The 13387-nt window shown below is 68.2% G+C and carries 11 protein-coding genes; 9 read left to right on the top strand and 2 right to left on the bottom strand.

Features of this window, described 5'->3' with window-relative positions:
• Positions 1-198: 198 nt before the first annotated feature.
• The 4 genes from QM638_RS01030 (at position 199) to QM638_RS01015 (ending at position 4787) form a co-directional block, all read left to right on the top strand.
• Complete coding sequence (locus tag QM638_RS01030; RefSeq protein ID WP_415140070.1) at positions 199-1623, top strand: aldehyde dehydrogenase family protein; 1425 nt, start codon at positions 199-201, stop codon at positions 1621-1623.
• Between the two features lie 136 nt (positions 1624-1759).
• Entirely contained in the window at positions 1760-2365 is a 606-nt protein-coding gene (locus tag QM638_RS01025) for an HtaA domain-containing protein (protein ID WP_415140069.1), read from the top strand.
• Positions 2362-3453, top strand: coding sequence for a zinc-binding dehydrogenase (locus QM638_RS01020; RefSeq protein ID WP_415140068.1), 1092 nt, complete (start codon positions 2362-2364; stop codon positions 3451-3453). Before QM638_RS01025 ends, QM638_RS01020 begins: the two co-directional genes overlap by 4 nt.
• A 53-nt stretch (positions 3454-3506) precedes the next feature.
• Positions 3507-4787: a cytochrome P450 gene (locus QM638_RS01015; RefSeq protein ID WP_415140067.1), complete on the top strand. Its 1281-nt coding sequence runs from the start codon at positions 3507-3509 to the stop codon at positions 4785-4787.
• Positions 4788-4847: 60 nt separating this feature from the next.
• On the opposite strand, the gene QM638_RS01010 is transcribed toward QM638_RS01015, so the two are convergent.
• Positions 4848-6014: an alkene reductase gene (locus QM638_RS01010; RefSeq protein ID WP_415140066.1), complete on the bottom strand. Its 1167-nt coding sequence runs from the start codon at positions 6012-6014 to the stop codon at positions 4848-4850.
• Between the two features lie 132 nt (positions 6015-6146).
• Here QM638_RS01010 and QM638_RS01005 point away from each other — a divergent pair, with 132 nt between their 5' ends.
• The 3 genes from QM638_RS01005 to QM638_RS00995 all read left to right on the top strand — a co-directional run bounded on the left by QM638_RS01005 (position 6147) and on the right by QM638_RS00995 (position 9813).
• Complete coding sequence (locus QM638_RS01005) at positions 6147-7385, top strand: cytochrome P450 (protein ID WP_415140065.1); 1239 nt, start codon at positions 6147-6149, stop codon at positions 7383-7385.
• Positions 7386-7493: 108 nt separating this feature from the next.
• On the top strand, positions 7494-8807 hold the full coding sequence (locus tag QM638_RS01000) for a Rieske 2Fe-2S domain-containing protein (protein WP_415140064.1): 1314 nt from the start codon (positions 7494-7496) through the stop codon (positions 8805-8807).
• Complete coding sequence (locus QM638_RS00995) at positions 8800-9813, top strand: hypothetical protein (RefSeq protein ID WP_415140063.1); 1014 nt, start codon at positions 8800-8802, stop codon at positions 9811-9813. The genes QM638_RS01000 and QM638_RS00995 overlap by 8 nt, the downstream gene beginning before the upstream one ends.
• A 30-nt stretch (positions 9814-9843) precedes the next feature.
• On the opposite strand, the gene QM638_RS00990 is transcribed toward QM638_RS00995, so the two are convergent.
• Positions 9844-10281: a nuclear transport factor 2 family protein gene (locus QM638_RS00990; RefSeq protein WP_415140062.1), complete on the bottom strand. Its 438-nt coding sequence runs from the start codon at positions 10279-10281 to the stop codon at positions 9844-9846.
• Positions 10282-10422: 141 nt separating this feature from the next.
• Between QM638_RS00990 and QM638_RS00985 the strand changes: the two genes are divergently transcribed.
• Both QM638_RS00985 and QM638_RS00980 read left to right on the top strand, forming a co-directional pair.
• The gene (locus QM638_RS00985) at positions 10423-11508 is read left to right on the top strand and encodes a phosphotransferase (protein WP_415140061.1); all 1086 of its coding nucleotides are present in this window, start codon (positions 10423-10425) and stop codon (positions 11506-11508) included.
• A complete protein-coding gene (locus tag QM638_RS00980) occupies positions 11498-13267 on the top strand; it encodes an AMP-dependent synthetase/ligase (RefSeq protein ID WP_415140060.1) in 1770 nt (589 codons plus the stop codon). The genes QM638_RS00985 and QM638_RS00980 overlap by 11 nt, the downstream gene beginning before the upstream one ends.
• Positions 13268-13387 lie beyond the last annotated feature (120 nt).

Genomic DNA, 13387 nt, shown 5'->3' with positions numbered 1-13387 from the left:
CCGGCCCCAGCTCGCCATGGCGCGGGTGCCGGTACCTGGCAGACTCGACCACAGCCCCCAATCGTTGCGGTCTGGGTCACAGTCCCCTATTCTGACACGCATAGTTTCAAAAGAAGCGCCCGGTGCTGTCGAGCAAGTCGAACCAGTGATCCGCCTCGAACCGGGACTCCGCATTCAACGCCCCGTGAGAGGTGGCTCATGGCCGAGTTGCTCACCGTCGAGATGACGATCGACGGCAAGTCCGTGTCGAGCGAGGAGTGCGCCGACGTCATCGACCCCGCGACCGAGGAGGCCTGGGCGCGAGTCCCAGAGTGCTCCGCCGAGCAGTTGGACGAGGCATTCACGACGGCGGCCGCGGCACAGCCGTCCTGGGCCGAGGACGAGGCTGCCCGGATCGCGGCGATCCATGCCGTCGCCGACGTGATGCGGTTGCACGAGGACGAACTGTCGGAGATGCTCACCCGGGAGCAGGGCAAGCCGCGAGTCGAGGCTCGCTTCGAGATCCAGCTGGCCGCGACGTGGCTCGACGACATGGCGGACCTCGAGGTCCCGGCCGAGCGTGCCCTGCGGCAACTGCCCGGACTCGCGGTGCGTAGCGAGCGACGCCCTCTCGGGGTCGTGGCTGCCATCACGCCATGGAACTTCCCGATCGTCCTTGCCTGCTGGAAACTGGGCCCGGCCCTGCGCAGCGGCAACACCGTAGTGCTGAAGCCCTCGCCGTATACCCCGGTGTCGACGTTGCGCATGGGTCAGCTGATCGCCGAGGTCGTCCCGGCCGGCGTGGTCAATGTGGTCTCGGGCGGCGACGACGTCGGCAAGATGATGACCGGTCATCCGGTGCCGGCCAAGGTCAGCTTCACCGGCTCGGTGGAGTCCGGGAAGTCGGTGGCCCGCAGCGCGGCCGACGACCTCAAGCGCATCACGCTCGAGCTCGGCGGCAATGATCCGGCGATCCTGCTCGAGGAGGTCGACCTGGCCGACGCGGCCGAGAAGATCTTCGTGCTCGCGTTCGCCAACAACGGGCAGCTTTGTGGATGCATCAAGCGGGTCTACGTGCCCAGCCGGCACCGCGACACGGTGGCCGAGATGATCGCCGCGAAGGCCCGTGCGGCCACCGTCGGCCCCGGCATCGCCGACGCCAGCGATTACGGGCCGATCAACAATCGCCCGCAGTACGAGCGTGTCATCGAACTGCTCGAGGACGCTCTCGCCAACGGCGCCACCGCACTCTCGGGCGGCGCCCCGCTCGAGGGGCGCGGATACTTCCTGCCGCCGACGGTGCTGGTGGGCGTGGCGCCGGACAGCAGGATCGTCCAGGAGGAGCAGTTCGGCCCGGTCCTGCCGATCATCGGGTACGACGATCTCGAGGCGGTGCTGAACGACGTGAACGAATCGCACTATGGTCTCGGCTCCTCGGTCTGGGGATCGGACCCGGTTGCGGTCGCCGCCGTTGCTGCGCGCCTCGCCTCCGGAACGGTCTTCATCAACACCCACTCGATCGCCGATCCCGCGATCCCGGTAGGCGGAACCCGGTGGAGTGGCATCGGGGTGGAGAACGGCGTGGAGGGTCTGCACCAGTTCAGCGAGCTCCACGTCACCTTCGAGGCGCAGCCCGTCGACTGACCTCGACCGACCTCGACCGACGCTGTCCTCGTCGTCCGGGCGTCTGGGGATCCTTGCGGGGAGGGTTCCCGTGGCCGAATTATGAGACTTAAAATCAATTAATTGTGGGGCCAACTCCCGAAGAGAGCTGAGCAGCATGAGCAAGCACCTCCAGCAGCCGAGGAGCCTGGACGTTCCGCAACGGGCTCCTGGCTTGCATTGGGGCATCAAGGACAGCTTTCTCGACTATGTCGCGAGCACTCGCGACGGGCAGTGCACCGTCGGTGGCGGCGCCAGTCCGAGCCCGTCGGGGGTGTTCCTCTTCGAGCCCGACCGTCTGGCGCGGTCCGCGTGGCCGGAGCGGCGGTTCACCGGAGAGGTCCGCTTCGAGGCCCATGGCGGGATGTTGTTCGTGAGAGTGGTTGATCCGTGGATCAGCGTCGAGGACGGACAAGGGGTGCTCTCGGTCCTCGATCCCGACTCGCCCGATGCGCAAGCCCGGCTGACGCTGGCCACCTTCGCCCTCGACGTCGCGCTGATCGATCCGGAGCAGCCCTGGGCCGTGAGCGATGTTCGGCTCGCGGCCGCAGGAACGAGCATCTTCGACGACGTCTACCCCGAGCGCGAGCCGTTCGCTCCGCTCCTGGTCGTCCCCGGCCACTCACATCCCGGCCGCCCAGCTGTTGAACGAGACCAGAACGCCATCGCGCTCGACTCCGTGGGTCGGGGAGCGAACGCCGAACAGGAAGAGGAAGAAGCATGAAGGCATCGATCGTCGAGGCCCAGGGCAAGGACTTCGTGGTCCGTGACGTCGCCATCGCCGAGCCCGTCGGCAGGGAGGTGCTGATTGACGTCAAGGCGGCGGGGCTCTGCCACTCCGATCACAGCATCGCCACCATGGGCCTGGGCTATGAGTTCCCGATCGTTCTGGGGCACGAGCTCTCCGGAGTCGTGAGCGCCATCGGGCCTGGCGTGAGCGACGTGAAGGTCGGCGACCGGGTGGTCGCCAGCCTTCTGCAGTTCTGCACCACCTGTGTCCAGTGCCTCTCCGGGAACACCCATCGGTGCCTCAACAACGAAGCCACGTTGCGGACGGCCGGCCAGCCTTCGCGGCTCTCCTCCGATGGCGAGGCCATCACCCAGATGAACGGTCTGGGCGGCTTCGCGGAGCAGGCGCTCGTCCACGAGAACCAGGTGGCGGTGGTTCCGCCGGAGATGCCCTTCGCGCCCGCGGCCCTGATCGGATGCGGCGTCCTCACCGGCGCCGGTGCGGTGCTGAACACCGCCAAGGTCCAGGTCGGCGAGACGGTCGTGGTGGTGGGTGCCGGCGGAGTCGGCCTCAATGCGGTCAGCGGGGCGGTGATCGCCGGGGCCGCCACCATCATCGTGGTGGATGTCGAGGACGAGAAGCTGGAGCGGGCACGGGCGTTCGGTGCCACGCACGTGATCAACTCCCTGATCACCGACCCGGTGGCAGAGGTGCATCGGATCACCGGAGTCGGGGCCGAGCACGTCTTCGACTTCGTGGGGCTGACTCCGGTGACTGCCCAGTGCGTGGAGATGTTGACCCGCGGCGGCGGGCTGTACCTCATCGGGCTCGGTGCCAGCGGTGCGGCGCTGTCCCTCGAGAACGTCACCATGATCACCCGCCAGATCCACGTCCACGGCGTGTGGATGGGATCTTCCAATCTCAAGCGGGACATCCCGCTCTACGCCTCCCTGTACCTGCAGGGCCGGATGAACCTGGACGGCCTGATCACCCGCGAGATCTCACTGAGCGAGATCAACGAGGGGTACGGCGAGCTCCGCGACTCGATGACCGCGCGCATGGTCGTCACCGACTTCTCCTGATCTGACATCCCAACAGCTGCGTCCCCGCCATCGTCCACTCATCAGGAGATCTCGTGAGCATCAACGACACGACTGCCGGTACCGCCTCAATCGGCATCGAGGAGCTGCGAGCTCGCCATGCTCGCGACTACAACCCATACAACCCGGTGTCCTTCGAGGAGCATCTGGCGGAGATGGCCGAGCGCCGTCGCGAGATGCCGGTGAGCTTCTCGCCGCGCAACGGATGCTGGGTGTTGACCCGGTACGACGACGCCTCGTCCGTGCTGCGGCGCAGCGGTCGGGGGGTTGTCAGCTTTCCGAACAACCCCGACGGCGCCAACGACACCGGTGCGGCGGAGGGCATGATCCCAGTCGAGATCGACGGCCCGCGGCACCGTCAGTTCAGGGCGCTCCTGGATCCGTTCTTCTCTCCCGAGCGTGTGGCGTTGTTGGAGGACGGCCTGCGCGAGTGGGCAAACCGGCTGATCGACGGCTGGATCGAGGACGGGCGCTGCGACTTCGTGGACGGCTTCGCGCTGCCGTTCCCCGGCATCACCGTGCTGACCATCATGGGCTGGCCGTTCGAAGACCTGCGCCGGATGAACACCTGGGTGGGCTACCTCCTCCACGGCGTCAGCGGCGGCACGGTGGAGGAGACCAACGCCGCGCGTGCCCAGGCGCACGGCGAGATGCGGGAGTACATGCTCGCGCTCATCGCGGATCGTCGCGTCTCCGCGCCGCGAGACGATGTCACGGGCGCCGCTCTGCTGGCCGAGGTCGACGGCTCGAAGCTGACCGACCTCGAGCTGTTCGACCTGTTCCTCACGATGACTCTCGCCGGGCTGGACACCGTCCAGAGCGTGCTGGCGCAGTCGATGGCCTACCTGGCCCAGCACCCGGACCAGTGGGACCGGATGTTCGAGACCCCGGAGAGCCTCGAGCCGGCGATCGAGGAGCTGCTGAGGTGGTGCGCGCCGGCGACGCCGACCCGCACCGTGGTGGCGGACGAGCTGGAGGTCGGCGGGGTCGTGCTACCGAAGGGCGAGCGGGTGCACACTCCGCTGATCGCGGTGAACCGGGACCCGAAGTACTTCGAGGAGCCCGACGAGGTGAGGTTCGACCGCCAGGCGCGCCCGCATCTGGCCTTCGCTCTCGGCGCGCACCGGTGCGTGGGCGTCCACCTGGCTCGGCTGGAGCTGAAGATCGCTTTCACCGAGCTGCGCCGTCGGCTGCCCTCCTTCCGCCTCGTGGACGGCGTCGAGCCTCACGAGATCATCGGGCTGACCTACACCGTGGACAACGTGCACCTGGCCTTCACGCCCGGCCAGAAGGAGGTCACGGACTCCTTGGCCTGAGAGCCTCCGCCCGGCCGGAGGGCCGCGAGCTCACCGGCGTCGCCGTCCTCCGGCCGTCAGTCAGCGATCAGCCCCGATCAGCCCCGATCGGCCCGCGAGAGCCGGGTCGGTGGCCAGCGTCGGATAGTCGGTGTAACCCACCGAGAAGTCGCCGTCCGGGGTCTCGTAGAAGGTGGCCCGTTCCGGCCGGTTGAGGCCGGCGCCGATGCGGAACCGCTCGGGTAGGTCGGGATTGGCCAGGTACGACGCACCGAAGCTGACCGCGTCCGCGCCACCGCAGGAGAGCAGCCTCTCGGCGCGGTCCCGGGTGAACCCGCCATTGGCGACCAGCGTGCCGGTGTAGTGCTCGCGGACCAGGGCGATCGGGTCGTAGCGGCGCGGCTCGGAGTGGCTCTCGCCGAAGTCGGCGACCTCGACGAACGCGAGCCCGAGGACAGAGAGCCTTCCGGCCAGGTAGGAGTAGAGGTACCGGCTGTCCTCGTCACGCACGTCGTTGAAGCAGAACGTGGGGGCCAGCTTCACGGCTACCCGTTCTGCGCCGATCGCATCGGCCGCCCGCTCGAGGCACTCGAGCAGGAACCGCGTCCGCTTCTCGGGCGTCCCGCCGTACGCGTCGGTGCGCTGGTTGGTGTTGGAGCTCAGGAACTGCATCGGTAGGTAGCCGCTCGCGGCATGGATCTCGATCCCGTCCAGGCCGGCCCGTACGGCGCGCACGGCGGCCTGGGTGAAGAAGCCGATCTCGCGGGCGATGCCGTCGGTGTCGAGCGCCTTGGGGGTCGGGAACGCGCGGCCGTGTCGGGGGCAGCGGATCGCGTACCCGCGGAAGTCGGGGTCGGGCCGCACCGCGGACGGGCCGATCGGGGTGGCGGCACCCGGCAGCAGCTCGGGGAAGGAGATCCGTCCGACGTGCATGATTTGGGCGAAGATCCGTCCGTCAGCCTCGTGCACGGCGTCGGCCACCCGCGCCCAGCCGCGCTCGTGAGCTTCGGTGTAGAGGGCGGGCACGTTGTAGTACCCGCGTCCCATCGGGGAGGGGTTGACGCCTTCGGAGACGATGAGCCCGGCGCCTGCGCGCTGGCGGTAGTAGGTCGCCATCACCTCGGTCGGCACCTGGTCGACATCGGCGCGATGCCGCGTGCAGGGGGCGTGGAAGACCCGGTTCGGGGCGATGAGGGGGCCGACCTTCAGGGGCGAGAGGAGGTTCGATTCAGGCGTGGGCTCGTCCATATTGAGAGAGTCTGACTCAAAAATTCCGGGGCCGCAACGGCTCTACGACTAATTTGCGACGAACTGTCTTGCAATAGCTTCGAGGCTTGGTTAGCGTGACGTGCATCTCATGATGCAGAAGAGGTGTGGCGGGTGAATCAGTCGACTGTTGAGAAGCGCGAGTCGGTCTTCGGTCCCGACTTCGACCCCTGGGATCCGCGGTACCTGATCGACCTGGCCGCCCTGTATGCCGAGCTGCGCGAGCGCGAGCCTGTGCACTGGAACGAGCGGCGGGGACTCTGGTTCGTCACTCGGTACGACGACGTGGCGTCGGTGCTGGGTGACCGGGAGAGGTTCTCCTGCGCTCAGTACAACATCGACAAGCCACACATGGTGACGCGCAAGGAGGAGGGTGCGCGCTATCAGCCCTGGTCGGGGCCGACGATGGTCACGACCGAGCCTCCCGAGCAGACGCGTCTGCGCCGAGGCTCGGCGCGGGCCTTCTCGGTGCCGGGGCTGCAGCGCCTGACCGGTCGGGTCGAAGCGATCGCCGACCGACTCCTGGATCGCCTCGACGGGGCCGCGTCGATGGACGTGATCGCCGATTTCGCCTATCCGCTGCCGGTGTATGCGATCGCCGAGCTTCTCGGGGTTCCCGAGGTGGATCAGGAGCGGTTCCTGGCTCTGGCGCTGGCCGATCGTGAGGACCCGGGTCATGACCCGAACGCGACCCCGGAGATGCTCGCCGTCGCCGCGTCCCATGGCGAAGAACTGCGCGCCTTCGTCGAAGAGATCATCGCCCGAAAGCGGCTAGACCCGGGCGAGGACCTGATCAGTGCGCTGATCGCCTCCCAGCAGGCCGACGGCCTGACGGCGAGCGAGACCCTCGACACCGTCCATCTGATGATGGAGGCAGGCCATATCACCACGGTGAACCTGATCGGCAACGGGCTCGATCTGCTGCTCGATCATCCCGATCAATGGAGCCGGCTGCGCGATGAGCCGGAGCTGATGGCGTCGGCGGTCAAGGAGTGCCTGCGCCTCGTCGGCCCGGTCCAGTTCACCGGGCGTACGGCGAAGGTCGACGTCGAGATCGATGGTCAGCTCATTCGCGCAGGGGAGGCCGTGATCCCCCTGATCCCGGCGGCGAACCGTGACCCGCGGCAGTTCGAGGACCCCGACGTCTTCGACGTCGCGCGCAACCCCACGCGGCACCTGGGCTTCGGGGTCGGCGTCCATGTCTGCATCGGTCAGTCGCTCGCGCGCCTGGAGACGCAGATCGCGTTCGCTCGTCTGCTCGAGCGGACGCCGGACCTGCGCCGGAGCGGTGACGTCACCTGGAACACGAGCTTCGAGCTCCGGGGGCTGACGACCCTGCCGGTCGCCTGGTGATTCGGGTGCTCTCCTTCGCGCCGGACCCCTTGTCGTCGATAGTTCTGAGACACTAATATTCAGAAATGCCGGGGCGTGCCGCCTCGCAGTGATCGGATGGGACTCCTCATGCTGAACAAGGAAGACAACGACCTACTGACCCGCATCGAGGGCGACGCGCCGATGGGCCAGCTGATGCGCCAGTACTGGACGCCGGTGTACCTCTCGCAGGATCTGGTCGCCGACGGTGCGCCGCGCCGCGTACGAGCGTTCGGTAGCAACTACGTCGCGTTCCGCGACACCGAGGGCAAGGTCGGCGTCCTCAACGAGGCATGCCCGCACCGCGGCGCCTCGCTGGCGCTGGCGCGCAACGAGGACTGTGCCCTCCAGTGCCTTTATCACGGGTGGCGCGTGGATCGGGAGGGAAGGATCGTCGAGACCCCGTCCGAGCCCGCCGACAGCACCTTCAAGGACAAGATCAAGCACATCGGCTACCCGGTCCGCGAGGCCGGCGGGATCGTCTGGGCCTACTTCGGCGAGCCGGGCACCGAACCCGAGTTCCCGGCCTTCGACTGGACCGAGCGGGCGCCGGAGGAGATCTACACGATCCGCGTCGCACAACGCTGCAACTGGGCGCAGGCGCTCGAGGGTGCGATCGACGCCGCTCACTCCAACTTCCTGCACAACGACCTCAACCGTCGCCTCGCCACCGGCAGCGGCGAGTACACCGGCGGTGGCGGCCTGCTGAACTTCCAGCTGCTCGACGGCGCCCCGAAACTCGAGGTGCAGAACCTCCCGTATGGCTTCCAGTACGCCGCCATCCGGCGCGCGCTCGATGAGGGCCAGGAGAAGAGCTACGTCCGTACGACGCAGTTCGTGGCGCCCTTCTGGGCCCTCTTCGCCGCCCCTCCCGGCTGGATCTTCTCGCAGGTCTTCGTGCCCGTGGACGACTACAACACCGTCTTCTACTTCATCCATGCCCGCATCGACGGCGAGCCGATCGAGCCCGACTATCGCAAGAAGATCCTGGAGTGGTCCGGCGTCGGTGAGCTCGACGACGACTTCCACATGGACTTCCACACCGGCAACATGTGGCGTCAGGACCGCGACTCGATGGACCGCGCCAAGCACGGAGACGCCTTCAGCTTCAGCGGCATGACCGGCAACCAGGTCGAGGATCTCGGTGTGCAGGAGAGCATGGGGCGGATCGAGGATCGCACCCGCGAGCATCTCGGCACCTCCGACCTTGCGATCATCCGGATGCGCCGGTTGGTCCTGGAGGCCGCCCGCCGCCACCAGCGCGGCGAGCGACCCCTCGGCCTGGACAAGCCGTACGACTACAGCCAGATCCGTGCCGGGGAGGAGCTGATCGGGCCTGACGACGACTGGCGCGAGATCGTCGGCAGCCGCGGTGAGCGCTCGAGCGTGGTCACCGGTGGCTGAGGCCGCGCCGGCCGCGCCGGTCTCGCCGTACTTCAACGTCACCGAGGCCGACGAGGCGCTGCACGAGCCCGGTCCCGAGCCGGACTGGAACGAGTCGGCGTTCTTCCACCTGGTCGAGACCGACGGCCGCAGTGGTTCGCTCTTCCGGATCGGGCGCCGGGTCAACGAACAGCGGGCCGAGGTCACCGCGCTGCGGCTGATGGACGACGGCAGTGCCCTGGTCGGCTTCGACCGGCCGGCGATCAGCGGCAACGACGCCTGGCGCGCCGGGGCCCTCGACTTCGTCCGGGAAGCGGGGGAGTGGAGGGTCACCTTCGACGGCACCCTGAGCCATCTGGCCAAGGGCGAGGCGTTCGCCGACCCGGGGGCCGCGCTGCGGTCCTCGCCCCGGGTCGACACCCGTTTCGAGCTCGCGGCAACCGACGTGGCGCCGGCCTACCGGACCTCGGCCGACGGCACCTACCACGGCGGCGAGGCCATCGCGAAGGACCATTACGCTGGCGTCGCCCGCGTGCACGGACGTGTCACCATCGATGGCGAGTCACGCGAAATGGCCGGCTTCGGCTTCCGGGATCACTCCTGGGGGCCGCGCAACTGGCAGGCGATCGACTGCTGGCGCTGGGCCTACGGCCAGTTGGATGGGGACAACCTCTTCTCCGTCGTGGTGATGTGGCACGACGGCCAGCCGGACGTCGCCGGCATCGCGGTCCGCAACGGGCGCCCGGAGGTGATCCGGGAGGCGCGGGTGAGGACGACGTACGGCGCTCGGCCCACGTTCTACGCCGACGGCGTGAAGGTTGTCATCCCGCACCCCGAGGGCGAGATCACGGCGACCTTCCGTTCGACGAGTCGGTTGCCGTTGCGTCATCGCAAGGGCGAGGAGATTCTGCGGATCGTCGAGCAATTGGCCGAGGTCAGCATCGACGGCACACCCGGTGTCGGCTGGTTCGAGACCTGTGACCGGATGAGCGACGGGACGCCGTTCGGGATGGCGCAGGGCATCTGACCGCCGCGTGCGACGAGCCCCGGATGTGCCTCAGTCGGTGAGCGGTGTCAGCGCGAACCGCGCCAGGATGGTCGCGGTCAGTCGCTGGATGTACCACCGGCCGTCTTCGCGCCGGTACTCCTCGTCGTACCGGGCCAGGGTCAGGCGAGCGGGCCCGTCGTCGGGCTCGAGCATGCCGGAGAAGTGCCAGCTTCCCCAGGCCTGGTCGGCATCGAGACGCAGGTCGAGATTCGTGGCGTTGTGTTGGGATCGACGGACCCGTCCGCCGATCCCGACCATCGCCCGGCGGATCGCGTCGCGTCCTTGGTGGGTGCCGAGATCGGCGGTCTCCCAGATGCCGTCGGCGGCGAAGAGGCCGGCGATGAGGTCGGGAGCATGCTGACGGTCACAGGCATCGCAATACCGCGCCTTGAGGGCGCGGATCTCCTCGATCGCCTCGAGCCGGGCCAGCCGCTCCTCGATGGCCATGGCACTGCTCCCGCCTGATCGTCTCTTGACCGGCATCGGCGCCGATCCTATATTGATCCTACACATCTCAATTTATGTCAGACGGCAGTTCCCCACGTCAATCACGTCGTCGTGAGCGTGCTCCGAAGGAGACCAAGATCCATGTTGGACACCTCGAGTGCTCTGCCCAGCACTCCGGACGAGATCACCCCGGCCTGGCTCGCCCACGCGCTCTCGATCGAGCATCCTGGCATCACGGTGACCTCGCTCGAGACCACCAGGATCATCTGGGGCGCGGCGACCAAGGTGATGCTCGAGGTCACCTATGCCGGCCCGGGCGCCGATGAGCTGCCGCGTCAGCTGTGTGTCAAGGCGGGTCTGGACCGGCGTCTCGATGCCGTCTCCGACGATGCGATCCACCTCACCGAGGCGCTGTTCTACGGTGACCTCCGGCATCGCTTCGAGACCTCGGCACCGCGGAGCTACTACGCGGCGACCGATGCCGAGGGCCGTACCGGCCTGATCATCCTGGAGGACCTGGCCGCCCAGGGCGCCGTCTTCGTCGACCCGGGAGAGGCGCTGACGCCCGACCAGGTCGCGGACGGTCTGACCCATCAGGCGACGTGGCATGCGGTCACCTGGGGTGCGACCCCGGAGACGTTGCCGGGCGTGCGGGTGGGGAGCATCACCCGTCAGGCCGCGAAGCTCTTCTTCCGTCAGGACTATTGGGACCGGCACTTCGCTCAGCCCGAGGTACCCCACTACCCCGACCGGCTCGACGACCCGGAGCTGCTCAAGCGCGTCTTCCGTGGGCTGTGGGCCCACGACGACGCCCGCGTGCACTGCTTCCTGCACGGCGACGCGCACGTGGGCAACACCTATCTGCGCGCGGGCGGTGGCCTCGGCTTCATCGACTGGCAGTGCTATGGCCTGGGCCCATGGTCGTACGACGTGGCCTACTTCGTCTCCGGTGCGCTGACGGTCGCGGACCGACGCGCCAGCGAGATCGACCTGCTGCGTCACTACCTCGACGTGCTCGCGGCCCAGGGTGGTCCGCGGCTTGACTTCGACGAGGCGTGGCGCGACTACGCCAACCATCTGGTGCACGGGCTGATCTGGACCATGACGCCTACGCTGATGCAGCCGATCGAGCGGACTCAGACGATGAGCGAACGACACGTAACGGCCGTGGAGGACCACGACGCCGTCTTCGGAAGCGGATTGCTAGGAGCAGCCAGTGCCCGGTGAAGTGCAGAGCCTGTGTGCCGAGTTCCAGCGCGCGGTCGCGCAGTTCGGTGACGCAACCGCGATCCACTCGCTCGACGGGGCCTTCGCCGACGTGACCTGGGCGGAGTGGGCCGAGCACGTCGAGGAGACTGCCGGCGTACTGGCGGGCCTCGGGGTCGGCCACGGAGACTGCGTGGCACTGATGTTCTCCAGCCGGCCAGAGTTCCACTGGTTCGACCTGGCCGCACTGCACCTCGGCGCTCGCACGGTCTCGGTCTACAACACGGCACCGGCGGCGTTCGTGGAGCACCTGCTCACCAACTCCGAGGCCAGTGTCTTCATCACCGAGACGGCCTACTCCGAGCGCGCCGAGCAGGCTTCGGGACTGGTCGCCGAGGTCGTCGTCATCGACGCGGACGAGGCCTCGCCGTGGTCGTGGGCGAAGGCTGCCGCACGGCGACCGGCCGACCTCGACTTCGAGGCCACATGGCGCGCGGTCGGGCCGAGCGATCTGGCGACGATGATCTACACCTCCGGCACGACCGGGCCCTCCAAGGGCGTCCAGCTCACCCACGGCAACATCCTGTGGGCGGTCGGCACCTACATCGACGAGATGGGCCTGCCGTACGGGGCGGACCACCTGTCCTTCCTCCCGATGGCGCACATCGCCGCGCGCAACCTCGACTACTACGGTCAGATCCTGCGCGGCTTCCGGGTGCACCTGCTCGGCGACGGGGAGACGCTCGACGGGATCAAGAGGGTCCGGCCGAGCCTGTTCTTCTCGCCTCCGCGGGTCTGGGAGAAGCTGCGCAGTCGCATCCAGGCCTCGATCGCCGCCGAGCCGAATGCCGTCCGTCGTGAGCGGTGGAACAGCACGCTCGCGGCCGCGATCGAGCGCTGCCGCGCGGGTGAGCCGGCGGCGAACGCCGAGCAGCAGGCGGTGCTGCGCGAGATCGCGGGCCTGGTCGGGCTGGATCGGATGACGGCGGCGATCGTCGGCGGCGCGCGCGTCGAGCGTGAGCTGGTCGAGTTCTTCCACGGCCTCGGGATCCCGCTGGGGGAGTCGTACGGCCTCTCGGAGAACTCCGGGGTGTGTACGACGAACCCGCCCGGCCAGGTCCGCTTCGGCACCATCGGCGTGCCTGTGGGCGGTCAGGAGGTCCGCATGGCCGCCGATGGCGAGCTCCTGGTCCGCGGTCCCGGAGTGATGGCGGGCTACCGCGGCATGCCGGCCGAGACCGCCGAGGCGATCGACGCCGAGGGGTGGCTGCACACCGGTGACGTGGTGGCCCAGGACGAGGCGGGCTACTACCGGATCATCGACCGCAAGAAGGAGCTGATCATCAATGCGGCGGGCAAGAACATGTCGCCGGCGTTGATCCAGGGCGAGCTGCTCAAGGCCAACCCGCTGCTTGCGTCGGCGGTCCCGGTGGGGGAGGGGCGGCCGTACATCGTCGCGCTGCTCCGTCTTGATCCGGATGCGGTGGCGGCCTACTGCGCCGACCACGGGATTCCGTCGGCGCCGCTGGCCGCGTTGGCGACCGATCCACGGATCGCCGAGGAGATCGCCGCCGGGGTGGCTCGGGCCAATGAGAACCTCGCGCGAGTCGAGCAGGTCAAGCGCTATTGCGTGGTCGCCGACGAGTGGGAGCCCGGCGGCGAGGAGCTGACCGCCACCCTGAAGATCCGACGGCGTGGGGTGATCGCGCGCTACGCCGAGGAGATCGACGCGCTCTATGCCGCCGGGCAGGAGCCGGCGCGCGTGGGGAGTCCGGCATGAGATTCCCTAGGTCAACCTCAGGCGGCAAGAAGTTGCATGGCGCCTCCGTGGGGTTGGGGGTTGTAGGCGGTGTTGGTTTGCCAGCAGCGCCAGATCACGCGGACCCATGCTCGGGCCAGG

Source organism: Nocardioides sp. (assembly GCF_047606145.1).
Lineage (GTDB): Bacteria > Actinomycetota > Actinomycetes > Propionibacteriales > Nocardioidaceae > Nocardioides.
This window is presented reverse-complemented; position numbering and strand designations above follow the sequence as displayed.